The following is a 26,553-nucleotide window of genomic DNA, read 5'->3' on the forward strand; positions in this document are numbered from 1 at the left end:
TTGACTTGAGACCCTCGTCACTGTAACTCTTGAACGAATCAGTGCAAGAACCTGACAACCGCGCGAGAAATCTCGGCAGGAGTCAGGAAGATCCCGCCCAGCTCCTCAACGCCGAGGTGTCCATGACGGCTGCTTCGTCCTGCCCGCGCGCGCCACCGGCCCCGGCCGCCGCGTCTCCCCGTTCCCTGGTCTCGCACCGTCCCGCCCCCGCGGGCCGGTGCTCGCACGACGCGTCTCCCCTCCTCCCCGGATCCGAGGAACCCCATGAGAACGAAGCGACTCCTGTCGCGCGCGGCGACCTTCGCCGCCCTGTCCCTCCTCCTGGCGGCACCCGCCGTCGCGGCGAGCGCCGTCCCGGCCGCGACCGCCCCCGCCGCCGTCCAGGCGGTCCAGCCCGCGGCTCAGGCCGCCTCCGCGACCTACACCGCCAGCAGCCAGCTGGGTGAGTACCCCGCCGCCAACGTCGGCGACGGCAACCAGGCCACCTACTGGGAGAGCGTCAACAACCAGCTCCCGCAGTGGGTCCAGGCCGACCTCGGCGCGACCACGGACGTCGCGCAGCTCGTGCTCAAGCTGCCGACGGGCTGGGAAGCCCGCACCGAGACGCTCACCGTGCAGGGCAGCACGAACGGCAGCAGCTTCAGCACCCTCGTCGCCTCCGCCGGCTACCGGTTCGACCCGGCGACGGCCAACACGGTGACGATCAACCTCACCGCGAGCACCCGCTACGTCCGGCTGAACGTCACGGCCAACACGGGCTGGCCGGCCGGGCAGCTGTCCGAGTTCGAGGTGCACGGCAGCACCTCCGGCGGGGACACGCAGCCGCCGTCCGCGCCCGGCAACCTCGCCTACACCGCGCCCGCGAGCGGCCAGCTCCGGCTTACCTGGTCGGCCTCGACCGACAACATCGGCGTCACCGGCTACGACGTCTACGCCAACAACGCGCTGCGCGGCAGCGTCGCCGGGAACGTGCTGACCTACACCGACAGCCAGCCCGACGGCACGACCGTGTCGTACTACGTCCGGGCCAAGGACGCCGCGGGCAACGTGTCCGGAAACAGCAACACCGTGACGCGCAACGGCACCCAGGTCGGCACCAACCTCGCGGTGGGCAAGCCGATCACGGCGTCGTCGACGGAGTTCACGTTCGTCGCGACCAACGCGAACGACAACTCGACCAGCACCTACTGGGAGGGCGGCGGCGGGACCTACCCGAACCTGCTGACCGTCGGGCTCGGCTCCAACGCCGACCTCAGCCAGGTCGTCGTCAAGCTGAACCCGGACGCCTCGTGGGGCCCGCGCACGCAGACCATCGCCGTCGAAGGCCGTGAGCAGGCGTCCTCGGCGTTCACCACGCTGGCCGCCGCGCAGTCCTACAGCTTCAACCCCAGCACCGGGAACACCGTCACCATCCCGCTGAGCGGCCGCGTCGCCGACGTCCGCCTGCGTGTCACCGCCAACTCCGGGGCCGGCGGCGGGCAGGCCGCGGAGTTCCAGGTCATCGGCGTCCCCGCGCCGAACCCGGACCTCACCGTCTCGGGCGTGTCCTGGTCGCCGCAGAACCCGGTGGAGACCGACGCCATCACCGCGTCGGCGACCGTCCGCAACGCCGGCACGGTGGCCGCGGGCGCGACGAACGTCAACCTCTACCTCGGCACCACGAAGGTCGGCACCGCCGCGGTCGGCGCGCTGGCCGCCGGGGCGTCGACGACGGTGTCGGCGAACATCGGCACCCGCGACGCGGGCAGCTACCAGCTCACGGCGAAGGTCGACGAGGCCAACACCGTGATCGAGCAGAACGAGAACAACAACTCGTTCACCGGTTCGACGGCCCTGGTCGTCAGCCCGGTGCAGAGCTCCGACCTCGTGTCGGCCACCGGCTGGTCGCCGAACAACCCGTCGGCGGGCAACACGGTGACCTTCAGCGTGACCCTGCGCAACCAGGGCACGATCGCGTCCGCGTCGGGAGCGCACGGCGTGACCGTGACGATCACCGACGCGAACGGCACGGTCGTGAAGACGCTGACCGGCTCGTACTCCGGTGCCATCGCGGCCGGGGCGACAGCGTCGCCGGTGAACGTCGGCACGTGGACCGCGGCCAACGGCAAGTACACCGTGAAGACGGTCGTCGCGAACGACGCCAACGAGCTGCCGGTGAAGCAGGCCAACAACACCACCACGCAGTCGCTGTTCGTCGGCCAGGGCGCGAACATGCCCTACGACATGTACGAGGCCGAGGACGGCGTTCTCGCGGGCGGCGCGGCCGTGGTCGGCCCGAACCGCACCATCGGCGACCTCGCCGGTGAGGCCTCCGGGCGCAAGGCCGTGACGCTGAACTCGACCGGCTCCTCGGTGGAGTTCACCACGCGGGCGGCGACGAACACGCTGGTCACGCGCTTCTCCATCCCGGACTCCGCGGGTGGCGGCGGGATCAACTCGACGATCAACGTCTACGTCAACGGCACGTTCCTCAAGGCGATCGACCTGACCTCGCACTACGCGTGGCTCTACGGCGCCGAAACCGGCCCGGGCAACTCACCGGGCACCGGGCCGCGCCACATCTACGACGAGGCCAGCGCGCTGCTCGGCACCACCGTGCCGGCGGGCAGCAAGATCAAGCTGCAGAAGGACGCGGCGAACAGCACGAACTACGCGATCGACTTCGTGAACTTCGAGCAGGCCACCGCGCAGGCGAACCCGGACCCGGCGCACTTCGCCGTGCCGGCCGGGTTCACGCAGCAGGACGTCCAGGCCGCCCTGGACAAGGTCCGGCAGGACACCACCCTCACCGGCGTCTACCTGCCGGCCGGGAACTACTCGCTGTCCAGCAAGGTGAACGTCTACGGCAAGGCGATCACGCTGACTGGCGCCGGGCCGTGGTTCACGAAGTTCTCCGCGCCGTCCGGGCAGGAGAACACCGACATCGGCTTCGACGTGCAGTCGACCGCCAACGGGTCGACGGTCAGCGGGTTCGCCGTGTTCGGGAACTACACCTCCCGCATCGACGGCCCCGGCAAGGTGTTCAACCTGGCCAACGTCTCGAACCTGACGATCGACAACATCTGGGTGGAGCACCAGGTGGTCATGGTGTGGGGCACCAACGTGGACAACACGACGATCAAGAACTCCCGGATCCGCGACACCTACGCCGACGGGATCAACCTCACGAACGGGAGCACCGGCAACCACGTCGTCAACGACGAAGCCCGGTCCACCGGTGACGACAGCTTCGCGCTGTTCGCCGCCACGGACATCAACCAGGGCAACCAGTACGACAACGTGTTCGAGAACCTGACCGCGCTCACCCCGTGGCGCGCGGCCGGGCTGGCGGTCTACGGCGGGTACAACAACACCTTCCGCAACCTCTACATCGCGGACACGCTGACGTACTCGGCGATCACGATCAGCTCGCTCGACTTCGGCTACCCGTTCCTCGGGTTCGGGCCGCAGCCGACGACGGTCCAGAACGCCTCGCTCGTCCGGGCGGGTGGCCACTTCTGGGGCCAGCAGACCTTCCCGGCGATCTGGATGTTCTCCGCTTCCAAGGAGTTCCGCGGAATCCGGGTGTCCGATGTGGACATCCAGAGCCCGACCTACAGCGGGATCATGTTCCAGACGAACTACGTCGGCGGCCAGCCGCAGAACTCCGTGCAGGACACCGTGTTCACCAACGTGAACATCAGCGGTGCCCAGCGCAGCGGTGATGCCTTCGACGCGAAGTCCGGGATCGGCATCTGGGCCAACGAGCTGCCGGAACCGGGCCAGGGCCCGGCCGTCGGCTCGGCGACGTTCACCGGGCTCACCCTGAGCAACAACGCCCAGGACATCCGGAACACGACGAGCACGTTCACCATCGTCCGCAACTGATCGAACTAGTGCCGTCGAGGCCACCTTACGGGCGACAGACGCCCGTAAGGTGGCCTTGACGGCGTGATGGCGGAGGTGGGCTCGTGCGGATCCTGGTCACCGGCGGCACCGGGCAGCTCGGCAGGGTGGTCACCGAGCGGCTGCGCGCGGCGGGCGAAGAGGTCCGCGTCCTGAGCAGGCGGCCCGGCCCGGACGTGGTGCCCGGCGACCTGCGGACCGGCCGGGGGATCGACAGCGCGCTGGCCGGCGTCGACACCGTCGTCCACTGCGCCACCGACTTCCGGCACGAGACGGCGCTCGCGCGGACCCTGGTGGAGGCCGCGCGCTGGACCGGCGGGCCGCACCTGGTCTACGTCTCGATCGTCGGCGTCGACCGTGTCCCGCTCGGCTATTACCAGAGCAAGTTCGAGGCCGAGAACCTGATCGCCGCGTCCGGTCTGCCGTACACGATCCAGCGGGCGACGCAGTTCCACGCGCTGGTCCGGACCCTGTTCGCGGGCGCGTCCCGGCTGCCGGTGCTGCCCGTGCCGCGGGTCCGGTTCCAGCCGGTGGACGTCCGGGACGTCGCGCCGCGCCTGGCCGAACTGGCCACCGGCGACCCGGCGGGCCGCGTCGACGACTTCGGCGGACCGGAGATCCTCGCGGCGGCCGAGCTGGCCCAGGCGGTCGCCGAAGCGAGCGGGCGGCGCCGGAAGATCGTCTCGGTGAAGGTGCCGGGGGAGACGTTCCGGGCGTACGCCGACGGCGGGCACCTCGCGCCGCACCACCTCGACGGCCGGATCACGTTCGCCCAGTACCTGTCCGAGCAGGCCGACGCCGGGGTGCTGGGCTACCGGAAGCGCTAGCTCGGCAGCCAGTTGCCGTGGAAGCCGACCGGGACCCGGTCCGGCAGGTGGATCGCGGCGACCGTCTCCAGCGTGGCGGCGTCGAGCAGCGTGAGCTCGCTGCGCTCGGTCGCCGCGTCGTGGACAAAACCGGCCAGGACACCGTCGTCCTCGGCGGCGTCTTCGGAACGCGGCACGAAGACGAACTCCGCCGGTGAGCGCCCGGCGCCGAAGGACCGCACCTGCGTCGAGCCGTTCGAGAAGTCGTGTTTGTACAGCGCGTCCGAGGGGTTCGCCCCGGTGGTCACCGACGGCGCGTAGCCGTAGCGGTGCGGGCGGCCGACGAGCCGCTCGTCGACGCGCGGGAACTCCTGGCCGCGGTCGTCGAGGCGCTCCTCGATGACCTTGCCGGCGGAGAGGTCGACCGTCCACCGGTCCAGTGTCGGCACGCCCTCGTCGGGGCCGCGCAGCTGCCGGTCGAACATCCGGGGGTGGCGGACGACGTCGAGCACGACGCTGTCGCCGTCGTCGTAGGCGTTGAGCGGGTGGAAGACGTAGCACGGTTCGACGTCGAACCAGCGGACGTCGCCGTTGCCGCCCTCCCGCGGCATCACGCCGATCCGCGCCGGGTACTTCGGGTTCCAGTGGTAGGGCAGGCTGCCGTTGGCGGAGATCTTCGACGCCATCCGCGCGGTGATCGGGTCGGGGATCCGCACCCGGCCGATGACCGCGGAGAGCACGAGCCGGGTGGTGGCGCGCAGCACCGGGGACGGGATCGAGGCCGTCGCCAGGCCCGCGTCGAACGTCACGGGCAGGTCGTAGAAGACGACGTGCTGTTCGGTCAGGGAGAAGTCGTGCATCATCGGCGCGCCGGTGACCTCGACGGGCACCTCGCGCCGGACCCGCCCGGCCGTGTCGATCACCGAGTAGGTGACCTTGTTGCCGCCGGTCAGCGAGTAGGAGACGGCGTGCAGCTCGCCGGTCCGCGGGTCGCGCTTGGGGTGGGCGGTGTACCCGCCGCTCAGGGTGCCGTCGAAGTCGCAGCGCCCCACCGTGTCCAGCTCGTCGGTCAGCTCCCACAGGTTCGCGCCGGCCTCCATCAGCGCGAGGGTCTTGCCGGCGTGGCCGATGACGTTGGTGTTGGCGCTGAGGTTGTGCGGGGTGGTGCGCGGCAGGCCGCCGTCGAGGATCGCGTCGATCGAGGGGTTGCGGACCCAGCGGTTGCGGTACCACTGCGCCTTGCCGTCACGCAGGCGGACGCCGTGGACCATGCCGTCGCCCATGAACCAGTGGTAGGCCGCCGGGTCCACTTCGGACAGCGGGTTGGGTCCGTTGCGCAGGTAGCGGCCGTCGAGGAAGTCCGGGATCGTCCCGGTCACCTCGAGCTCGGTGAGGGTGTGCTCCCGGCTGATCGGGGCGAAGCCGCCTTCGAGGAAGGGGTTGGTCGGCACCGTGGCAGGCCTTTCGTCGGTGGTCAGCGTGGGGTCACGAGCAGTTTGAGGACGTCGCTGAAGAGCCCCGGCGGCACCGCGTCCGGCTCGACACCGCGTTCGACCGCGAGGCCGTTGGACAGCGCCAGCACGACCACCGCGAGGTGCTCGGGCGCCAGGGGGAGCTCGAGGCCGTGCTGGGCGGCGGCCTTCCGGATGGCCGCGGTGATCGCCTCCCGCAGCCGGGCGCGGCGCTCCGCGAGTCCCTTGTGGACGGCCGGGTTCCGCATGGCCAGGCCCCAGTACTCCAGCAGCAGCCGGTGCCACGTCGCGTCCGAGTCGATGCCGGACAGCAGCCGCGCCCCGGCCTCGGTGGTGGCCTCGTCGAGGTCGGCCAGCTCGGCGAACGCCGTCGTCGCCGCCTCCATGCGCTCGACGACGTGCTCTTCCATGATCGTCAGCACCAGGTCGTCCCGGCCGGCGAAGCTGGAGTAGACCGCGCCCTTGGTCAGGCCAGCCTCGGCCGCGACGTCGTTGAGCGACGTCGCGGCGATGCCCTGGCGCGCGAACACCGCGGTGGCCGCGTCGATGATCCGCCGCCGGGTCTCGGCGCGGGTCGGGCGGCGGCGGGGTGCGGTCATGGAGCGCCACGCTACCGCCTCCCTCACCTGGGCGTCCTTCGTTGACTGTGACGCAGGTCATCTGGTAAATCGGACACACGATACCGGTCGGTATCGAAACTGGGAGGTCCCGTGCCTGTCAACGCCGACATCCGCCGCATCCTCACCGTCGCGGTCCTCGCCGCGGCCGCCCTGGTCGCCACGCCCGCCGCCGACGCGGCCGGCCTGCCGCCGAACCCCGCCGCCGATCCGTTCTACGCCCAGCCGTCGCCGTTCCCCGACGTCGCGCCGGGCACCGTGCTCGACTCTCGCCCGATCACGATCCGGGCGCTCACCCTGCCGGTGCCGATCCGGGCCTGGCAGGTCAAGTACCGCTCCTCGGACACCCGCGGCGGCGCGATCGCCGACGTCGCGACGATCATGCAGCCGGTGTCTTCGCCCGGCCCGAAGACGCTGGTCTCGTACCAGACCGCGCAGGACGGGCTCAGCCTCGACTGCGCGCCGTCGTACGTGCTGGCCACCGGCACGGCGCTGCCCGCCGAGGAGCTGGCGCTCATGGTGCCGCTGCTCGCCGCGGGTCACACCGTCGTGACCGCCGACTACGAGGGCCCGCGCTCGGAGTGGACGGCCGGGCTCAACACCGCGCACGGCGTCATCGACGGCATCCGCGCGGCCCAGTCGTTCGCGCCCGCCGGGCTGTCCGGGACCGCGACGCCGACGGCGCTGATGGGCTACTCGGGCGGCGCGCTGGCCAGCCAGTGGGCCAACGAGGTCCAGCCGTCCTACGCGCCGGAGCTGAAGTTCGCCGGGGTCGCCGCCGGCGGGGTGCCCGCGGACATCGAGTACGTCGCCCGCCGCATCGACGGCGGGGTGTTCGCCGGGATCTACATCGGCGCGGCGGTCGGGCTGAGCCGCGCGTTCCCGGAGATCGACACGGCCACGCTGCTCAACGCGCGAGGCAAGCAGGCGTTCGAGGACGTCGGGAAGCAGTGCATCGCGCAGTTCAGCGTGACCCAGGCGTTCCACCGGATGAGCGACTACACGACCGTGCCGCAGCTGCTCGACGTGCCGGCGGTGCGGAACGTGATCGCCCAGAACGTGATGGGCACCCGGAAACCGGGCTCGCCGACGTACTTCTACCAGGGGATCTTCGACGAGCTGGCGCTCACGCCGCCGGTGGACGCGCTGGTGAAGAAGTACTGCGCCGAGGGCGTGACCATCCAGTACCGGCGGATCCCGGTCGGGGACCACGTCACGGTCGCGGTGCAGGGCGCGCCCGGCGCTCTTGCCTACGTCCACGACCGGCTGGCCGGGAAGCCGGCGCCGTCGAGCTGCTGACTGTTCGTATTATCGGATTAATTACGAAGAATCTTGACCTCGGATCCGGATAGGTCATATGTTTGGCGGGCTTCAAGCCGGTCCCCGCCTTCAACGCCGAACGGATCCGACATGTCGAACCCTTCCCTCCCGCCCTCGCGCCGCACCTTCCTCAAGCTCGGTGGCGCGGTCGGCGCCGGGATCGCCCTGAGTGGCGTTCGTCCTTTTGTCGCAAGCGCAGACGTCGTGCGCCCGGCTGCCGCGGACCTCGTCCCCGACGGCCGGGCGACGACGCTGTGGTACCCGTCGCCCGCGGCCGAGGACAAGATCATCGAACAGGGCCTGCCGATCGGCAATGGTCGGATCGGTGCGCTCGTCGGCGGTGACCCGGCCGCCGACTTCCTGTACCTCGCCGACGCGTCGCTCTGGACCGGCGGCGCCAACGACGTCCTCGAAGACGACGGCCAGTTCCCGTACGAACGCGAGAAGTTCGGCACGCTCGGGCTGCTGGCGAAGGCGCGGATCTCGGTGCCCGCGCACACCGGCGTCACGAACTACCGGCGGACGCTCGACCTGAGCAACGGCCTGGTGACCGTCACCTACACCAGCCAGGGCACGCGGTACCGCCGCGAGGTCTACGCGAGCCACCCCGACGACGTCGTGGTCGTCCGGCTGACCAGCGAAGGCCGGGGGACGCTGACCGGCACGGTCACCTTGGAGCCGACGCGGGACGAGGTGCTGAGCGGGCCCGCCTTCGCGGCGACCTTCGCCAACGGGCTGAAGTACGCGTGCGCGGCGGCGGCGTCGAGCCAGGGCGGGAAGGTGTCGCAGCAGGGGACCACCGTGGTGTTCACCAGCTGCCGCGAAGTCGTCATCGTGCTTTCGGGTGGGACGAACTACGTGCCCGACGCGGCGCGGAAGTTCCTCGACGCTGGTCTGGATCCTTTGGTCCTGTCGAAGCAGAAGGCGTCCCGGGCCCTGCGGGCCGGCGGTGGCGCACTGCTCGCCACGCACGTCGCCGACTACCGGCGGCTCTACGACCGGCTGAGCATCGACCTGGGCTCGTCCCCGGCGTCGAAGCGGTCGCTGGACTCGTGGTCGCGGCTCGTGGCACGGCACGACGACCCGGCCACGCCCGACCCGGAGCTGGAGGCGTCCTACCTCCAGTACGGCCGGTACCTGACGATCACCGGCTCGCGCGACGGCCTGCCGATGGGCCTGCAGGGCCTGTGGCAGAACAACAACACGCCCGACTGGATGAGCGACTACCACACCGACATCAACGTCCAGATGAACTACTGGCTGGCCGACCGCGCGGCCCTGCCGGGCAGCTTCACCGCGCTGGCCGACTACTGCCTCTCGCAGCTTCCCGTGTGGACGGACACCACGAAGAAGCTGTTCAACGACCCGAGAAACCGCTTCCGCAACACCAGCGGCAAGATCGGCGGCTGGGCGATCGCGTTCTCCACCAACATCTACGGCGGCTCCGGCTGGTGGTGGCACCCGGCCGGCAACGCGTGGCTGTGCAACTCGCTGTGGGACCACTACGCGTTCACCCAGGACAAGGCCTACCTCGCGCGGATCTACCCGCTGCTCAAGGGCGCCGCCGAATTCTGGGAGGCCCGGCTGGTCACGACGACCGTCGACGGCCGCGAGGTCCTCGTCGACGACCACGACTGGTCACCCGAGCACGGCCCGCAGGACACCCTCGGCAACACCTACAGCCAGGAGATCGTCTGGGACCTGTTCGAGCACTACCGAGCGGCGGTCACGACCCTGGGCCGCGACCGCGCGTACGGCGACCGGATCGCCGGGCTGCAGCGGAAGCTGTACCTGCCGAAGGTGAGCCCGACGTCCGGCTGGCTCGAGGAGTGGATGTCGCCCGACAACCTGGGCGAGACCACGCACCGGCACCTGTCGCCGCTGATCGGGTTCTTCCCCGGCGACCGGATCGCGACGGACACGTCACCCGCCGAGCTGCTCGGCGGCGTGCGTGCCCTGCTGACCGCGCGGGGGATGGACAGCTTCGGCTGGGCGACCGCGTGGCGGTCGGCGTGCTGGGCGCGGCTGAAGGACGCCGACAAGGCGTACCAGCTGCTGCTCACGGTCATGCGGCCGTCGGTCGGCAACGGCAACGGCACCGCGGCGAACTTCTTCGACATGTACAGCCAGGGCAGCTACACGATCTTCCAGATCGACGCGAACCTCGGCGCGCCGACGGCGATGCTGGAGATGCTGCTGTACTCGCGGCCGGGTGTGCTGGAGCTGCTGCCCGCGCTGCCGTCGGCGTGGGCTCGCTCGGGGAGCGTGAGCGGGATCGGCGCGCGCGGCGGGTTCGAGGTCGACGTCGCCTGGCGCGACGGCAAGGTGACCCGGGCGGTGATCCGCAGCGTCGGCGGCACGCGGACCGAGGTGCGCGCCGGGGCCTGGAAGCGCGTCGTCACCCTGCGGCCCGGCGGGTCGGTCACGGTCAAGCCAAGTTGAGGTCTACTCTCCGGAAAGAGATGTAGTGTTCAATCATCTTTTCTGGCACCTTTCCGGACCTGGGAGTGACCGTGAACATCGCCCTGTGGATCGCCGCCATCGTGCTGGCCGCGCTGTACCTCGGCGCCGGGGGCATGAAGCTCGTGACGCCGCGGGAGAAGCTGCTGGAGAACCCCAACATGGGGTGGACGGCGGACTTTTCCGCGGCGGCGATCAAGGGGATCGGCGCGATCGAGATCGTCGGCGCGATCGGCCTGATCCTGCCGTGGGCGCTCGACATCGCGCGGGTGCTCACCCCGCTGGCCGCGGCCGGACTGGCGATCGTCCAGATCGGTGCGATCATCGTCCACGCGCGCCGCAAGGAGACCAAGGCGCTGCCGATGAACGTCGTGCTGCTGGTGCTGGCGGCGTTCGTCGCCGTGGGCCGGTTCGCCGGCTGAGTTCCCTTCCGGAGGATCGATGACGCTCCCCGCCTTCACCGACGACGGCGGCCCGGGCCCGGCGGTCGTGCTGCTGCACAGCTTCCTGATGGACGGCCGCATGTTCGCCCCGCAGCTGCCCGCGCTGGACGGCTTCCGCCGCATCACGATCGACGAGCGCGGCCACGGCGGCACCCCGGCGGAGGGCCCGTTCGACTACTGGGACGTCGCCCGGGACGTCCTGGCGGTGCTGGATCACCTGGGCGTGTCCAGAGCCGCGGTGGTCGGCACGAGCCAGGGCGGGTTCGTCGCGCTGCGGCTGGCGTTGCTGGCGCCTTCCCGGGTGTCGTGTCTGGCGGTCCTGGGCACGTCGGCCGCGGCGGAGGACCCGGCGGTGGCGGCGGGCTACCGAGCGGTCCTCGACGCCTGGGTCACGGGCGGCGCCCCACCGGAGGTCCTCGACGGCGTGGCGACGATCTGCTTCGGCGCGTTCGAGGTGGGGGAGTGGAAGCAGCGCTGGGCGTCGGTGGCGCCCGACCAGCTGACGTGGACGATGACGGCCCTGGTGGACCGCGACGCGGTGCTGGACCGGGTCCCGGAGATCACGTGCCCGGCCCTGGTCCTGCACGGAACGGCGGACCTCGCGTACCCGGTGGAGCGGGCGGCCGAACTGGCGGCGGCGTTGCCGGGGGCGGCGGAGCCGGTGGTGGTCGAGGGCGGGGCGCACTTCTTGAGCTACACCCACGCGGATGAGGTGAACCCGCACTTGGCGCGGTTCCTGAAGGCTCACGCGTAGGCGGGCCGTAATACCCTGAAGGTCTCAGACCTCGGGAGGCCGCCGGTGGACGTCGATCTGCGGAAGCTGCGGTACTTCGTCGCCGTGGCCGAAGAGCTGCACTTCGGGCGCGCGGCCGCCCGGCTGCACATCGCGCAGCCGGTGCTGTCGCGCCAGATTCGCGCGCTCGAAGGCGAGCTGCGGGCGCAGTTGTTCCTGCGGGACAGGCGATCCACCGAACTCACCGACGCCGGCCGTCAGCTGCTCGAAGACGCCCGGCCGCTGCTGGCCTCGGCCGAAGGCCTGCAGCGGCGCGTCGCCACGGCGGCGCGGGGCAATGCGGCCTTCACCGTCGGGTTCATGCCGGGCATCACGGTCACCGAGGCCGTCCGCGCACTGACCGCGCGGCACCCCGGCCTCGCCGTCGACCTCGTCCGGACCACCTGGGACGACCAGGTCGACGTCCTCCACGACGGCCGCGCCGACGTCAGCGTGGTCCGGCTGCCGATCGACCGGCGCGGGCTGACCGTGCGGCCGCTGTTCCGGGAGCCGCGGGTCGCGGTGCTGCGGGCCGACCACCGGCTGGCCGGGAAGGACGCGGTCCTGGTCGGCGACCTGGCCGACGAGCACCTCCTCAACGACCCGGACGCGGTGCCGGAGTGGCGCGACATCGCGGTCGAGTTCCGTGAGGGCGCCGCTCCGTCACGGCGCGGGTTCGGGAGCGTCGAGGAGAAGCTGGAGCACGTCGCGGCGGGGCGCGGGATCGCGGTCGTCCCCCTGTCCACTTCGGAGTACTACACCCGCGCCGACGTCGCGCACGTGCCGGTCGAGGACCTGCCGCCCAACGAGGTGTGCCTCGCCTGGATCGCCGCCCGGCGCTCCCGTCTCGTCCACGAGTTCGCGGAGATCTTCGCGACGCTCACACCGGCTGACCGAGAGGACGCGTAATGCCGCGCTGGGCGACCTTCGACTGCTTCGGCACGCTCGTGGACTGGCGCCACGGCATCGCCACCGGGATCGAGCTGCTGTACCCGGGCCGCGGCGCCGAGCTGCTGGAGGTCTACAACCGGATCGAACCGCAGGTCCAGGCCGAGGTGCCGGTGCGGCGGTACCGGGAGGTCCTGGCGGAGTCGGTGCGCCGGACGGCGGCCGAGGCGGGACTGGACCTGGTCGCCGACGACGCGTCCGTGCTCGGCACCGGGCTCCCGTACTGGCCGGTCTTCCCGGACACCCGCGCCGCGCTGACGGGCCTGCGCGAGGCGGGCTGGCGGCTGGCCCTGCTGACGAACTGCGACCGTGACCTCATCGGCGAAACCCAGCGACGGCTCGGCGTGCCGATCGACGCCGTGGTGACCGCAGAGGACGTCGGCTCCTACAAGCCCGGCCACGCCCACTTCGAGCGGTTCGCCGCGTCGTTCGGCGCCACCCGCGAGAACTGGGTGCACGTCGCGCAGAGCCACTTCCACGACATGGTCCCGGCGCGGGCGCTCGGCATCCCGCGGGTCTGGATCAACCGGCACGCCGAACCCCACGACCCGGCGGTCGCCGACGCGGTGCTCCCCGGACTCGCCGGCCTGGTCCCGGTCGTCGAACAGGTCCACGCCGCGGCTCAAGAGGATGGCCGGACCCCTGGCCACCTGAGCCGCTAGCGGGCGGGGTCCCCCGCAAAGCCTTAGGACACCGAACTCCCGTGCGGCACCCCGACCGGCCGCTGCCCCGCGAACAACCCCGCCCACAGCGCCCGCCAGTGCCGGGCCGGCTTGCGCTCGGTGCGCCGGGGGGACACCGGCCGTGGGCCGGCGCGGTAGTCCATCTCCACCCGCACCCAGTCGTACATCCAGTCGCCTCGCATGGTCTCCTTCTTTCGTCGGAGTCCACGTTCGGCCTGAGGCCGGGGCTGCCGCATCGGGCGTTCACGCATCCCTCGAAGGACGAGCCCTTACCCCCGCAACTCGGTCAACACGTCCAGGTGCCGGGGCGTCCAGCCGAGTTCGCGGCGTGCGCGGGCCGGGGTCAGCCGCTGGTCCAGGGCAAACGCCTCCGCGATCGGCCCCATCCGCTCGGACGCCTCGGCGTAGGTCAGGCGGGTGACCTGGTCCGGGCAGCCCGCCGCGTGGGTAAGGGCGGTCACGATCTCCGCCAGCGGGACGTTCTGCCCGCTCACCCCCGCGTACACCGACTTCGGCGGCGCCTGCAGGGCGAGCGCGTACAGCTCCGCGATGTCGTCGGCGTGCACCACGGCCCAGTGGTTGGCGCCGTCGCCGATGAGGGGGACCGAACCCTCTTCGCGGCCCGGCGCGACGAAGAACGTCTCGGCGAGACCGCCGCCGTGGCCGTAGACCAGGCCGGGCATCACCAGTACGGGGTTCCCGCCGCGGGACAGGACGCGCTCTTCGTTCGCGCGGCGCCACGCCGTGATCGCCGGCGGGCGCTGCGGGGCGTCCTCGCCGACGACGCCCTCGGTGTCGCCGTACACCCAGACGCCGCCGGTGTGGACGTAGGTTCCGCGGTCGCCGAGGCCGTCCTGCAGCGCGTCGGCCGCGGCGCGGTCGACCTCCGCGGTGTCGGGACCGTAGTGCTGGCCGAGGTGGATGACGCCGTCGGCTTCGGCGGCCGCCGCGCGGAGCACGTCCGTGTCGGTCAGGCCGCCGGGCACCGGACGCGCGCCGAGGCCGGTGAGGACGGACGCCGCCGCGTCGCTGCGGGCCAGGGCGCTCACCTCGTGGCCGTGCCGGACGAGCGCCCGGACCGTCGGGCGGCCGACGTAGCCGGAGCCGCCGGTGAGGAAGACCTTCATCGTGGGACCTTTCGTGGTCGGGGTGGTTCCCCTCCGACTCTCCGCGAGGCCCGGTCCCGCGTCCAAGACCCTTCCCGTCCGCTGTGATGCCCGCGGGGTATCACGCCGCGAGCGGCTCAGACGCGCGGCTGCTCCAGCACCGAACGCGGGTCGTGGTGTTCGTACCAGCCCAGGAAGGGCGGGCAGAGGTCGTAACCCAGCAGGCGCTGGACCTCCTCCGGGTACTCGCGCACGATCTCCGGTGGCACGGCGAGGTACTGGTTCTCCTCCTGCCGCAGGTTCGCGCGGGTCAACCCGATCGTCAGGCCGGTGCGCGCCTCGCCGGTGCGGTTCGCGCCGCCGCCGTGCAGGAGCCCGCCGACCCAGAGCACCGCCGAACCCGGCGTCATCTCCGCCGCCGCCGCTTCGCCCGGCCGCGGGTCGCGCTCCGGCTCCCACCGGTGGCTGCCCGGCCGGAACACCGTGGCGCCGTTGTCCTCGGTGAAGTCGTCCAGCGCCACCATGATCTGCACCCGGCTCGGGTGCCCGGTGCCGCGCAGCAGGTGCGCGACGTCGTCCCGGTGCGCCGGCTGCGCGGTCTCGCCCGGCCGGATCTGGACCACCTGGGTGCTGCTCACCTGGACGCCCGGCGCCACCCCCGCGAGGTTCGTGCCGAACCACTCCGGCGACGGCCGGGAGATCTGCCTGCGGGCCGCGCCGAGGAACAGCGGGTGCAGCAGGACGTCGGCCGTGTGGCGGCTCCGCGCGAACAGCGAGCACAGCCGTTTGGTCCGCTGGCCGGAGAAGATGTTGTCGCCGTAGACGACGTCGTCGAGCGCCGGGCCGAGGTCCGCCCACAGGCCCTCGAGGGTGGTCGCGTCGACCAGGTCCTCGACGACCACCACGCCGTCCCGGTCGAGGACCTCGCTCACGTCCTCCACAGTGGACTTGCTGGTCAGCCGGGTCAGCAGGGCCATGGCGCCTCCTGGTGCCTCGCGGTGTCCGTGACAGCCACCGTCGCACCACGCGGCTCGGGAAAACCCCAGGGTTCAGCGAAGAACGTCGAGGTGCCCGGCGATCTCCGCGGTGACGTCGGCCTGGTGGTCGGCGAGGAAGAAGTGCCCGCCCGCGAACACTCGCAGCGTGAAGGCCCCTTCGGTGTGCTCGCGCCAGGCCTCGGCTTCGGCGAGCGTCGTCTTCGGGTCGCTGTCGCCGGTCAGGACGGCGATCGGGGCCGCGATCCGGCGGCCGGGCTCGCAGCGGTAGGTCTCGATCGCGGTGTAGTCGCCGCGGATCGACGGCAGCGCCAGCTGCAGCAGCTCGTCGTCGCCGAAGACCGCCGAGTCCGTGCCGTTGAGCAGCCGCAGCTCGGCGATCAGGCCCTCGTCGTCCCGCTCGTGGACGCGGTCTTCGCGGCGGGTCGACGGCGCCCGCCTGCCCGACGCGACGACGGTGGCCGGTGCGTTCGTCCCGGCCTGCTCCAGCCGGTACGCGGTCTCGAACGCGAGGACCGCGCCCATGCTGTGCCCGAAGAACACGGTCGGCTTGGCGCTCAAGGTGGCGAGCCGGTCGGCGATCTCGTCGGCGAGCTTGCCGAGGTCGTCGATGCAGGGCTCGCGCCGCCGGTCCTGCCGGCCCGGGTACTGCAGCGCCACGACCTCGGTGCCGGGGGAGAAGCGCGCGGAAACCGGGTGGAAGAAGCTCGCCGACCCGCCGGCGTACGGGAAGCACACCAGGCGGGCGGTGCTGCCGGTGGCGTCGTGGAACCGGCGGACCCAGGCCGCCGTGCCGCCGTCGTCGCTGCGCAAGTCGTCCGTCCTCCGCGGTCGGGATATCGTCGTCGAGACCAGTGAAACACGGCCGGTCCGGTGCTTTCGCCAGTTTCGCCGGACTGCGCCCGACAGGAGAGGCGCCGGTGGCCCGGAAGACGCGGCAGGTCGGCCTGCGCCAGCCCCGATCGGGTGACGACGAGTTCTGCTTCCAGCTGCACCGCGCCGCTCTCGGCGAGTACGTCGAGGCGGTCTGGGGCTGGGACGAGCCGACGCAACGCGCGTATCACGAGGAGCACTTCGACGCGGCGCGCACGCAGATCATCACCGTCGACGGCCACGACGCCGGCGCGCTGGTCGTCGACGACACCGGGGCCGACGTCGTCCTGGGCCGGATCGAGCTGGAGCCGCACCACCAGGGCCGCGGCATCGGCGGGCACGTCGTCCAGGCGCTGACCGCCGAAGCCGCTTCGCGTGGCCAGGACGTCGTCCTCGAGGTCCTCGACGTCAACACGCGCGCGAAGGCGTTCTACGAACGGCTCGGCTTCCGCGAGACCGGCCGGCCGCGGCCGCACAAGATCGCGATGCGCTACACCGCACCCTGACGCCGCAACGCTTCCGCGTCGAACCCGAACTCCGTCAGCACGGCGTCGGTGTGCTCGCCGAGGCCCGGGACGGCGTCCATCCGCGGTGCCCGGCCCGGCACGGTGATCGGCGGGAGGGTCGCGCGGATCGGCCCGGCGGGCGTGCCGACCTCGGCGAACCGGTCCCGGGCGGTGAGCTGCGGGTGTGTCAGCACGTCCGGCAGCTCGCGGCGGCGCGCGTGGGCGATCCGGCCGGCCGTCAGGCGCTCTTCCAGCTGCGGGCCGGTCAGGGCGGCGAAGATCGCGGCGATCTCCTCCTCCAGCTCGGCGCGGTGCGCGACCCGCGCGCTGCCGGTGGCGAACCGCTCGTCGGTCACCCAGGCGGGCCGTGCGACGGCGTGCTCGCAGAACGCCGCCCACTCGCGGTCGTTCTGCACGGCCAGCACGAGTTCCGTGCCGTCGCCCGCGGTGAAGGTGCCGTAGGGCGCGATGGCCGGGTGGCTCGTGCCGGTCCGCGGTGGCGGGGTGCCGCCGTATCCCGCGTAGTACAGCGGGAAGCCCATCCACTCGACCAGCGAGTCGAACAGGCTCACCTCGAGCTCGGTGCCCACACCGGTGCGTTCACGGTCGTAGAGCGCGGAAAGGATGCCGGAGAAGGCGTACATCCCGGCGCCGATGTCCGCGGCCGGGATGCCGCTCTTGGCCGGCTCGGCCTCGGTGCCGGTCACCGACACCAGCCCGGCCTCCGACTGGATGAGCAGGTCGTACGCCTTGGCGTCGCGATACGGGCCGCTGGAGCCGTAGCCCGACACCGAGCAGGTGATCAGCCGTGGCCGCGTCGCGCGGATCCCGGACGCGCCGAGGCCGAGCCGTTCGGCCACGCCGGGCGCGAAGTTCTGCACGAACACGTCGGCCTCGTCGAGCAGCCGGGCCATGATCGCGGGCGCGGCGTCGCTCTTCAGGTCGAGCGTGACGCTTTCCTTGGACCGGTTCAGCCAGACGAAGTGGCTGGAGAGGCCGTGCACGGTTTCGTCGTAGGCGCGGGCGAAATCGCCACCGCCGGGCCGTTCGATCTTCAGCACCCGCGCCCCGAGGTCGGCGAGGTGCCGGGTGGCCAGCGGCGCGGCGACCGCCTGTTCGCAGGACACGACGGTGACGCCGTCGAGGGGCAGCTGAGGCATTTCCGCATCCTGCCATCCGGGTGAAGCCGGGGCCCGGACCCTGCCCCGGCCCCGGCGCGGGGGAGAACACTGCGGGCACCGAACCGCGACTGGAGGGAACCCCCGTGTCCGCAGCTGCCGACGAAGCCCTGCTGTCCCTGGCCACCCCGGCCGGGCTCGCCGATCCGTACCCCGTCTACGCGAAGCTGCGCGAAGAGGCGCCGGTCTTCCGCAGTGAGGTCTACGACAGCTGGGTGCTCAGCCGGTTCGCCGACTGCCAGCCGATCCTCGCCGACGGCGCGAACTTCCTGGTGCTGGACGCGCAGTGGCGCGACGAGCACCGGCCGGGCTGGCGTGACAACCCGGCGATGGTGCTGCTGGCCGAGCTGCTGCCGTGGAAGAACCCGCCGGAGCACACCCGCGAACGACTGCTGCTGATGCGCGACTTCACCGTCCGGCGCGTGCAGGCGCTGGAACCCGCGGTCCGCCGGGCCGTCGACCGCGTGCTCGACCGGTTCGCCGACACGACGGCGGACGGGAGCGCGGCCGAGTTCGTCGACACCGTCCTGTACCCGCTCGGCATGGCGGTGATCGGCGACCTGGTCGGGGTGCCCGAAGCCGACCACGACGAGCTCCGCCGGGTCACCGACCTGATCGGCAGGCAGGTGAACCCGGCGATGTCGGCGGATCTGCGCGCCGAGGTCGACGCGGCCGCCGTCGAGTACCGCGCCTACTTCGGCGGCCTGATCGAGCAGCGGCGCGCTGAGCCGCGTGACGACCTGACGTCCGCGTTGCTCGCCGGGCCCGATGCCGACACCGAGGACGTGCTCAGGTCGCTGGTCGTGCTGTTCGGCGGCGGTTACGAGACCACGGCCGGCGCGCTGGGCATCGGGATTCACGCCCTGTTGACCCACCCCGAGCAGTTCGCCCTGCTCGCCGGGGATCCCGGGCTGGCCGCCGGGGCGGCCGAGGAGATGCTGCGCTGGGACGGTTCCGCGCAGATGAGCCAGCGCGCGGCTGTCCGGCCGGCGGTGGTCGGCGGTGTCGAACTGCCGGCGGGCGAGGCGATCGTGGTGCTCATCGGAGCGGCCAACCGCGACCCCGCGCGGTTCGCCGACCCGGACCGCTTCGACATCACCCGCGACGGCGGCCGGGGCCTGTTCTTCGGCCACGGCCTGCACCTCTGCCTGGGCGCGGCGCTGGCCCGCCTGGAGATGACCGTCCTCTTGGAACAGATCGGCAAGCGGTTCCCGTCACTGGCGATCGGCGGTGAGGTGCGGCGCCGCCCGAACCCGGCGCTGCGCGGGATGGCCGCGCTGCCCCTGACGCGGTGACCCGGGCCAGGGCAGCGCCGCCGGATGATCTCGCACGTGGGGCGTCCACAGCAGCGTGAGCACGGGAATACCGGGAAGTCCCGGGTAACCGTGTGAAACCGTTGTGGACGAGCGCGGGCGGTGGGTAGCGTGCGGACCTCGGGAAACCGCGAGGGAGACGTGCGACGATGTACGCCGAGGAGCGCCATCAGGCCATCCTGGACATGGCCCGCACGAACGGCCGGGTGGACGTCGCGACCCTGGCGACGCGGTTCGAGATCACCACGGAAACCGTCCGGCGCGACCTGACCGCGCTCGAACGGCGCGGGGTGCTGCGCCGCGTGCACGGCGGGGCCATCCCGGTCGACGCCGGGGTGCCGGACTTCGCACTGCCCCACCGGGATCCCGCGATGGCCGTCGAGAAGCGCCGGATCGCCCGCGCCGCCCTCGACCTGGTGCCCGACGAAGGGGCGATCCTGCTGGACGCCGGCAGCACGGTCGGCGAGCTGGCCGACATCCTCCCGGTGGACCGCGAGCTGACGGTCGTGACCAACGCCGTGACGATCGCGCTGGCCCTGTCCGGGCGCGGCAAGGTGACCGTGATGCTCGTCGGCGGCCGGGTGAAGGGCCGCACCCTCGCCGCGGTGGACAACTGGGCGCTGCGGGCACTGGGCGACACCTACGTCGACGTCGCGTTCATGGCGACCGACGGCATCTCCGTGGCGCGGGGCCTCACGACCCCGGACTCGTCGGAGGCGATGGTCAAGCGCGCGGCGATCGCGGCCGCGCGGCGCACGGTCGTGCTGGCCGACCACAGTAAGGTGGGAAACGACCATTTCGCCCGATTCGGGGACGTCGAGGACGTCGACACCCTGATCACCGACGACCGCGTCGACCTCGTGGCCGCCGACGAGATCCGTCGCGCCGGCACCCGGGTGCTCGCGGTCTGACGTCGCGGTTCCCGCTCCCCGGGACTCCGCCGGGCCAGGTCGCCGCCGCCCTGGCAGGGTGGGCGCCGACCGGACCACGCGCTGGGGCCGGTCCGGGAGCGAGGACGGGAGACACGGTGGCTCTGCGGAGTGGCCTGCGGGCGGTGCCCGCGATGGAACTGGCCGGCCGGGACTGGGAGCTGCAACTGCTCGTCGACCGGGCCCGCGCCGCGGCGCTCGGCGAGGGGCAGGCGGTGCTGCTGCGCGGCCCGGCCGGGATCGGGAAGACCAAGCTCCTGGCCGCCGCGCTCGACGAGCTCGACGGCGTCGCCCCGACCGTGCTCACGGTCGGCTGCCCGGAAAGCGGTTCCGCCGCCTACGAAGCCGTCCGCGCGCTGTTCGAACCGCTGAGGCTCGACGGCGACGACCCGGAGGGGCTGCTCGCGGGCAGCGCCCGGCTCGCATTGCCGGCGCTCGTTCCCGAGCACGGCGCCGCCGACAGCGCCGACACCTACTCCGTCATGTACGGCCTGCACTGGCTCACCGCGGGCCTGGCCGCGCGGGGTCTCGTCGTGCTGGCCGTCGACGACGTCCACTGGTGCGACGAGACGTCCTTGCGCTGGCTGGGTTTCCTGTTGCGCCGCGCGGAGAACCTGCCGCTGCTGGTGCTGATGACCCAGCGCACCGGGCCCGACGAACCCAGCCCCGAGGTGCTCGGCGAGATCGGCGCGACGCTGAACTGCCTGACCGTCGACCTCTCGCCGCTGCCCGCCGAAGCCGTCGCGGACGTCCTGCGCGAGCGCTTCGGCGTGCCGCCGGACCCGGGGTTCGTCGCCAAGTGCGCCGAGGTCACCGGCGGCAACCCGTTCCTGCTCGACCGCGTGGTGGCGCGGCTGCGCGGCCAGGTGGTGCCGGACGCCGCGCACGTGGGGACGCTCGAGGAGCTGGGGCGCGAGGTGGTCGCGCGCTCGCTGCTGGACCGGCTGCCGGCCGACGCGTTCGCGGTGGCGCGCGCGATCGCCGTGCTGGGCGGGGAAAAGCTCGAGACGATCGCCGCGCTCGCGGGCACCCAGCCCGGCCCCGCCGGTGGCGCCGTGCGGGCGCTGCGGGCGAACGAGCTGCTGCAGCCGGACCGGCTCGACTACGCCCACGACCTGATCCGCTCGGCGGTGCTGGCGGCCGTGCCGCCCGCCGAACTGGCGGCGGTGCGGGAACGCGCGGCCACCCTGCTGAACGACAGCGGCCGTCCCACCGAGGACGTCGCGATCCTGCTCCTGCAGCTCGAATCGGTGCCGCAGCCGTGGATGGTCAACGTGCTGCGCGACGCGGCGGTCGCGGCGGAGAGCCGGGGCGCGCCGGCGGCGGCCGCGCGGTACCTGGCGCGGGCGCTGCAGGCCGACGAAGACAGCGTCCAGGTGCTGGTGCAGCTGGCCCGGGTGCAGGGGCAGGTCGACCCGAAGTCGTCGCTGCGGCACCTCGAGCACGCCCTCGACCTGGTCGCCGACCCGCGCCGCCGGGTGCCGATCGTGGTGCTCTACGCCTTCATTTCGCTGACGTCGCAGAACTCCTTGCGCGCCTTCGCACTCGCCAGTGAGGTGCTCGACGCCCTGGAGGCGGAGCTGGGGCCGGACCCGTCACCGGCGGACCGGTCCCTGCGCACGCTCGCCGAGTCGGTGCTGCTGATCTCCGGCATGGACGAGAAGTCCACGGTCGGGCAGGTCGGCGCGCGCTTCCGCGACGTCGTCCCGCCGGACGGCGACACCGCGGAGGAACGGCAGCTGCTGGGCATGCTCGCGTCGCTGGGCACCCTGCAGGGCCGTCCCGCCGCCGAGGTCGCCGCCCAGGCTGGGCAGGTGCTGCGGATCGGGGACGTCGCGCCCGGGGGCTGGGCCGTGCTCGGCGCGGTGCTCGCGCTGTACCTCGCCGACCACGTCGGTCCGGCACTGGGCGCGATCGACGAGCTGCTGGCCCACGCCCAGCGCCGCGGCGAGGCCTGGACGTACACGCTGGGGGCCAGCACCCGCGCGCTCATCCACCAGTTCACCGGAAACCTGCCCGAGGCGCTGGCGGACGCGCAGTTCTCCTTCGACGTCGTGACGCAGGAACGCTGGGCGCCCGGGGTGACCATGCCGCAGGCCGCGCTCGGCGCGATGCTCGTGCGCCAGGGCGACCCGGTCCGCGCGGAGGAGGTGCTGGACACGGTCGTCCGGCCGCGGCTGGAGAACTTCACGCTGGAGTACCACTGGTTCCTGATGGCCAGGGCCCGCGCGCGGGCGGCGCTCGGCGACCCGGAGGGCGCGCTGGGGTACCTGCGCCGGTGCGGCGACAGCCTCGCCGACGCCGGGATCGAGAACCCGGTGATGGCGCCGTGGTGGTACGACACGACCGAGCTGCTCGCCGGTCTCGGCCGGGTGAGCGAGGGCGTGGCCACGATCGAGGCCGTCGAAGAGGCGGCCGCCCGGTGGGGTACCGCGCGGGCGGCCGGCATGGCCCGGACCGCGCGTGCCCTCGTGACCGACGGCGACGCGGGCGTCGAGCTGCTCGAAGAGGCCGTGGAGCTGCTGGCGGGCTCTCCGGCGAAACTGGAGCACGCCAAGGCCGAGTACCTGCTCGGCCGGCGGCTGCTGCGGCGTGGTGACGCCGAGGGCGCGCGGGAACGGCTGCGGCGGTCGATCGACCTGTCCGTGCTCAGCCGGGACAAGCAGCTGCTCGGCCTGGCGCTGCCCGCGCTCGCCGAGGCGGGCGGGCGGATGCGCAGCGGCACGGCGTCGCCGGCCGACGCGCTGAGCGGCAGCGAACGGCGGGTCGCCGAACGAGCGGTGGAGGGCGTGACCAACCGCGAGATCGCGGAGTCGCTGTTCCTGACCCAGCGGACGGTCGAGCTGCACCTCACGAGCGTCTACCGGAAGCTGGGCATCAAGGGGCGCGGGGAGCTGGCGCAGGCGCTGCGCGCGTGGTGAGCGGTCACGAATGGTGAGGTCTTGCCCGCGTTTGCATACGGGACTGGTCGTGCGGGCAGAGATTCACCGGCCGGGTGCTTGCCCGACGGCGGTGTTCGGGTACGAGTTGTAACCTTCGGTGCAGAATCGCTCGTCTGAGCGTCACCGATCGAGACGGTGGGAGGTCGCCGATGCCCGACCTCCAGACACGCCGGGTAATCGGGCGCGATCGTGAACTGAGGGTCATCACCGCACTGGTCGACGACGTCGCTGCGGGGCGCTCGTCCCGGCTGGCGTTGTCCGGGGTGTCCGGCGTCGGCCGCAGCACCCTCCTCCACCGCGTGGTGGCCGCGGCGCACGCTCGTGGGGTGGCCGCCGCCGTCGCGTCCTGCTCGCCGGTCGAGGCGGAGGTCCCGTACGGCGCGGTGTCCCAGCTGATCGCCGGGCTCTACCCGCCGGCCCGGTTCGCGGAGCTGGCGACGGCGTGTTTCGGCGGCGACTGCGCGACCCCGGTGGCGCTGCTCTGCGACGCGTTCACCGAGCTGGCCCGGGAGCGCCCGGTGGTCCTCGCGATCGACGACCTGCAGTGGGCGGACTCCTGGTCACTCGCCTGGTTCGACGCGATGGCCCGCTGCGCCCACGAGGCGCCGGTCCTGCTCGTCTCGGCCGCCCACGACCGGCTTTCCCGGTACCTGGACCAGCCCTCCTCGGTGCGCGAACTGACCTTGGACCCGCTCGGCGCCGCGGAAACCACCGAGCTGCTCGAAGGAGCGCTGGGTGTGCCGGCCGGCGAGGCGTTCGCCGCCGCGGTGCTGGGGGTCACCCGCGGCCGCCCGGCCGTGCTGCGCGAGCTCGCCGACCGGTTCACCGAGCGCGGACTGCCGCCGGGGCCCGAGCAGATCCCGGAACTGGTGACGCTCGCCAGGGCGGTCACCACCGAGCGGGCCGCGCGGCTGGTCCGCGGCCTGCCCGCCGACTCGCTCGAACTGCTGCGCATGCTCGCCGTCTGCGGGACGGAGCTGGGCTTCGAGGTCGCCGGTTCGCTGGCCCGCCTCCGTGCGGAAAGCCTGCCGGACGCGCTGGCCCACCTGGTCGCGAGCGGCCTGGTGACGGCGTCCGACTCGCCGCGGCTGGCCGACCCGCACCTCGGCGCGGACGTCCTGGCCGCGATGGACCCGGACGCGCGCGCCGAGCTGTACCTGCGGGCGGCGGAGCTGGGCCGGCGCGCGGGAGCCGGCGCACCGGCCGTCGCCGACCTGCTGTGCGCGGCGCCGCCGGTCGGCCGCTCTTGGGCAGCGGCGGTGCTGACCGAGGCTTCGGCGCAGCGATTCCGGCAGGGCCGTCCCGGCCCGGCGGCGGAAGCCTTGCGGAGGGCGCTGGCCGAGCCGATGGAACCGGGCGACCGCGGCGCGGTACTGACCCGCCTGGCGGCGATCGAGGTCGCGACGGCCCCGGACGCGAGCGACGGCCGGTTGCGGCAGATCCTCACGTCGCCGGAGCTGCGTTCGCTGCCTTCGGTGGTCACCGCGGCGGACCTGCTGCTGGCCCGGGGCGACGCGGAGACGACCCGGCAGGCGGCTTCGGAACTTTGCACGGCGCCGGAGGCCGACCTGCGGCCTGGCCGAGGTGACGCTGAGGCCGGGCAGGCGGTTTCGGGACTTCGCTCGTTGCCGGAGGTGGGTTCGCTGCTGCCCGCGGCGGACTTTCCGCCCGGGCGGGGTGCCTTGGAGACGACCCACCCGGCCACTTCGGAGCCCCGTACGTCACCGGAGCTGAGCACCGCGGTTGCGCGAGGCGAGGTCGAGGCGGCTCGCTACGCGCCTTCCGAACTCGAGTCCTCGCGGGAGGTGGGTTCGCTGTCCATCGCGGCGCATCTGCCGCTTGCCCCAGGCGAGGTCGAGGCGACTCGCGAGGCGGCTTCGGGCTTGGAGTCGTCGCCGGAGGTGGGTTCGCTTTCCGCCGCGGCGCGTCTGCCGCTTGCCCCGGGTGAGGTTGAGGCGGCTCGCGAGGCGGCTTCAGGTCTGGGGTCCTCGCGGGAGGTGGGCGCGTTGCCCATCGCGGCGGATCTGCCGCTTGCCCCAGGCGAGGTCGAGGCGACTCGCGAGGCGGTTTCAGGCGTTAGCTCGTCGTCAGGGATGAGCTCACACAAGTTTGCGGCGGACCTGCCGCTTGCCCGTGGTGATGCCGAGACAACTCGTCCGGTCGCGTCGGAACCCCGGGCCCCGGTGCCGGCCCTGCCGCGCTCGGCTGCGGCGGCCCTGAGCGCCCTCGGCTGGCTGGCCCAGGAAGAGGCGTCGGCCGAACCCGAACTCCCGGTCACCCCCCTTCCCGAGCCCGCGCCAGGACCGGCGCAAGCTGGGGTCGCCGCCTGGCGGCTGGCCACTCGCGCCGAACACCGGGACCGCGTCCGGGAACTGGCGCGGACCGCGCTGGCCGCTCGCGACGACGCGCCGATGATGCCGCGGGTTGCCGCGTGCCGGGCGCTGATGTGCTGTCACGACCTCGACGAGGCGACCGCCGGGCTGACCGAGCTGGTCACCGATGCCCGCCGCCGGGAGGCGCGTCCCGTTGCCGCTCAGGCGTTGCTCTACCGGGCCGTGGCGGCGGTCCACGGGGACCGGCCGGAGGAGACCGTGCTCGATCTCGCCGCGGCCGAGCGGGAACTGCCGCCGGGCAGCTGGCATCCGTCGCTCGTCTCGCGCCGGATCGCGGGGGAGCTGACCGCGCTGGTCCGGCTCGGGCGGCTCGACGAGGCCCGGCATCTCGCCGCCGCGCCGGTGCCGCACGGGGCGGAAAACGGCGTGGGCTGGGCGTTCCTGCTTTACGCGCGCGCCGAGCTGGCACGCGCCACCGGCGAACCGGAAAGCGCTCTCTCCGCGTTGCGCGAGTGCGGCCGGATGCTGCGGTCCCGGCACTGGGTCAACCCGATGCTCGTGCCGTGGCGCACGATGGCCGGGATCGCGCTGTGGCAGCTGCGCGAGCCGGACGCCGCCGAGACGCTCTTCGCCGAAGAACTGGCGATCGCCCGGCGCTGGGGGACCGGGGACGTGCTCGAAGCCGTCCGGGAACGGGCGCTGGCCGACGCCGGGCTCGGCGTCCCGGCCCAGGCGAGCCGTCCTGTCGAGCCGGTGCGGAACCCCGGCAGTAGCGTCGACGGGCTTTCCCCGGGCGAGCGGGACGTCGCCGCCTTGGCCGCGGACGGGCTGGCCAACCGCGAGATCGCGGAGCGGCTGTCGATCGCCCTCCGCACGGTCGAACTGCGGCTGACGAAGGTCTATCGCAAGCTCGGCGTCAAGGGCCGGTCCGGGCTCGCCCAGCGATGGGCCGCCACGCGGCGGGAGGGGTGA

20 protein-coding genes are annotated in these 26,553 nt (G+C 72.6%); 13 read left to right on the plus strand and 7 right to left on the minus strand.

Annotation, left to right across the window (positions count from 1 at the left end):
- The first annotated feature begins 264 nt into the window (after positions 1 to 264).
- Complete coding sequence (locus tag ACIOD2_RS03760; RefSeq protein ID WP_400533948.1) at positions 265 to 3,867, plus strand: discoidin domain-containing protein; 3,603 nt, start codon at positions 265 to 267, stop codon at positions 3,865 to 3,867.
- Between the two features lie 83 nt (positions 3,868 to 3,950).
- Positions 3,951 to 4,712, plus strand: a complete 762-nt coding sequence (locus ACIOD2_RS03765) for an SDR family oxidoreductase (RefSeq protein ID WP_400533951.1) — start codon at positions 3,951 to 3,953, stop codon at positions 4,710 to 4,712.
- Here ACIOD2_RS03765 and ACIOD2_RS03770 read toward each other — a convergent pair.
- Together ACIOD2_RS03770 and ACIOD2_RS03775 are read right to left on the minus strand one after the other, a co-directional pair.
- Positions 4,709 to 6,142: a carotenoid oxygenase family protein gene (locus ACIOD2_RS03770; RefSeq protein WP_400533954.1), complete on the minus strand. Its 1,434-nt coding sequence runs from the start codon at positions 6,140 to 6,142 to the stop codon at positions 4,709 to 4,711. The genes ACIOD2_RS03765 and ACIOD2_RS03770 overlap by 4 nt on opposite strands.
- Before the next feature lie 23 nt (positions 6,143 to 6,165).
- Positions 6,166 to 6,762: a TetR/AcrR family transcriptional regulator gene (locus tag ACIOD2_RS03775; RefSeq protein ID WP_400533957.1), complete on the minus strand. Its 597-nt coding sequence runs from the start codon at positions 6,760 to 6,762 to the stop codon at positions 6,166 to 6,168.
- Between the two features lie 111 nt (positions 6,763 to 6,873).
- On the opposite strand from ACIOD2_RS03775, the gene ACIOD2_RS03780 reads away from it, so the two are divergent.
- The 6 genes from ACIOD2_RS03780 to ACIOD2_RS03805 all read left to right on the plus strand — a co-directional run bounded on the left by ACIOD2_RS03780 (position 6,874) and on the right by ACIOD2_RS03805 (position 13,385).
- Positions 6,874 to 8,079 carry a lipase family protein gene (locus tag ACIOD2_RS03780; protein ID WP_400533960.1) on the plus strand — a complete coding sequence of 402 codons (1,206 nt, stop codon included), beginning with the start codon at positions 6,874 to 6,876 and terminating at the stop codon, positions 8,077 to 8,079.
- Between the two features lie 111 nt (positions 8,080 to 8,190).
- The gene (locus ACIOD2_RS03785) at positions 8,191 to 10,542 is read left to right on the plus strand and encodes a glycosyl hydrolase family 95 catalytic domain-containing protein (RefSeq protein WP_400533963.1); all 2,352 of its coding nucleotides are present in this window, start codon (positions 8,191 to 8,193) and stop codon (positions 10,540 to 10,542) included.
- A 71-nt stretch (positions 10,543 to 10,613) separates the two neighbouring features.
- Positions 10,614 to 10,982, plus strand: a complete 369-nt coding sequence (locus tag ACIOD2_RS03790; RefSeq protein ID WP_400533966.1) for a DoxX family protein — start codon at positions 10,614 to 10,616, stop codon at positions 10,980 to 10,982.
- Between the two features lie 19 nt (positions 10,983 to 11,001).
- A complete protein-coding gene (locus ACIOD2_RS03795; protein WP_400533969.1) occupies positions 11,002 to 11,757 on the plus strand; it encodes an alpha/beta fold hydrolase in 756 nt (251 codons plus the stop codon).
- 45 nt (positions 11,758 to 11,802) lie between these two features.
- Entirely contained in the window at positions 11,803 to 12,684 is an 882-nt protein-coding gene (locus tag ACIOD2_RS03800) for a LysR family transcriptional regulator (RefSeq protein ID WP_400533972.1), read from the plus strand.
- Positions 12,684 to 13,385, plus strand: coding sequence for an HAD family hydrolase (locus ACIOD2_RS03805; RefSeq protein ID WP_400533975.1), 702 nt, complete (start codon positions 12,684 to 12,686; stop codon positions 13,383 to 13,385). Before ACIOD2_RS03800 ends, ACIOD2_RS03805 begins: the two co-directional genes overlap by 1 nt.
- Before the next feature lie 23 nt (positions 13,386 to 13,408).
- Here ACIOD2_RS03805 and ACIOD2_RS03810 read toward each other — a convergent pair whose 3' ends face one another.
- The 4 genes from ACIOD2_RS03810 to ACIOD2_RS03825 form a co-directional block, all read right to left on the minus strand.
- Complete coding sequence (locus tag ACIOD2_RS03810) at positions 13,409 to 13,588, minus strand: hypothetical protein (RefSeq protein WP_400533978.1); 180 nt, start codon at positions 13,586 to 13,588, stop codon at positions 13,409 to 13,411.
- An 87-nt stretch (positions 13,589 to 13,675) separates the two neighbouring features.
- Positions 13,676 to 14,533 (minus strand): NAD-dependent epimerase/dehydratase family protein, encoded by an 858-nt coding sequence (locus ACIOD2_RS03815; RefSeq protein ID WP_400533981.1) that lies wholly within the window; start codon positions 14,531 to 14,533, stop codon positions 13,676 to 13,678.
- A gap of 116 nt (positions 14,534 to 14,649) precedes the next feature.
- Positions 14,650 to 15,489 carry a phytanoyl-CoA dioxygenase family protein gene (locus tag ACIOD2_RS03820; protein WP_400533984.1) on the minus strand — a complete coding sequence of 280 codons (840 nt, stop codon included), beginning with the start codon at positions 15,487 to 15,489 and terminating at the stop codon, positions 14,650 to 14,652.
- 72 nt (positions 15,490 to 15,561) lie between these two features.
- Complete coding sequence (locus tag ACIOD2_RS03825; RefSeq protein WP_400533986.1) at positions 15,562 to 16,320, minus strand: thioesterase II family protein; 759 nt, start codon at positions 16,318 to 16,320, stop codon at positions 15,562 to 15,564.
- Positions 16,321 to 16,427: 107 nt separating this feature from the next.
- On the opposite strand from ACIOD2_RS03825, the gene ACIOD2_RS03830 reads away from it, so the two are divergent.
- A complete protein-coding gene (locus ACIOD2_RS03830; RefSeq protein WP_400533989.1) occupies positions 16,428 to 16,886 on the plus strand; it encodes a GNAT family N-acetyltransferase in 459 nt (152 codons plus the stop codon).
- Here ACIOD2_RS03830 and ACIOD2_RS03835 read toward each other — a convergent pair.
- Entirely contained in the window at positions 16,871 to 18,046 is a 1,176-nt protein-coding gene (locus ACIOD2_RS03835; RefSeq protein WP_400533991.1) for a CaiB/BaiF CoA transferase family protein, read from the minus strand. The two genes, ACIOD2_RS03830 and ACIOD2_RS03835, sit on opposite strands and share 16 nt — an antisense overlap.
- 104 nt (positions 18,047 to 18,150) lie before the next feature.
- Here ACIOD2_RS03835 and ACIOD2_RS03840 point away from each other — a divergent pair, with 104 nt between their 5' ends.
- From ACIOD2_RS03840 to ACIOD2_RS03855, 4 genes are all read left to right on the plus strand, one after another.
- Complete coding sequence (locus ACIOD2_RS03840) at positions 18,151 to 19,359, plus strand: cytochrome P450 (RefSeq protein ID WP_400533993.1); 1,209 nt, start codon at positions 18,151 to 18,153, stop codon at positions 19,357 to 19,359.
- Between the two features lie 167 nt (positions 19,360 to 19,526).
- Positions 19,527 to 20,288, plus strand: a complete 762-nt coding sequence (locus ACIOD2_RS03845) for a DeoR/GlpR family DNA-binding transcription regulator (RefSeq protein ID WP_400533996.1) — start codon at positions 19,527 to 19,529, stop codon at positions 20,286 to 20,288.
- 116 nt (positions 20,289 to 20,404) lie between these two features.
- Positions 20,405 to 23,227 (plus strand): ATP-binding protein, encoded by a 2,823-nt coding sequence (locus ACIOD2_RS03850; protein ID WP_400533998.1) that lies wholly within the window; start codon positions 20,405 to 20,407, stop codon positions 23,225 to 23,227.
- A 170-nt stretch (positions 23,228 to 23,397) separates the two neighbouring features.
- A complete protein-coding gene (locus tag ACIOD2_RS03855; protein ID WP_400534000.1) occupies positions 23,398 to 26,553 on the plus strand; it encodes an AAA family ATPase in 3,156 nt (1,051 codons plus the stop codon).

The organism is Amycolatopsis sp. NPDC088138, from assembly GCF_044741685.1.
Lineage (GTDB): Bacteria > Actinomycetota > Actinomycetes > Mycobacteriales > Pseudonocardiaceae > Amycolatopsis.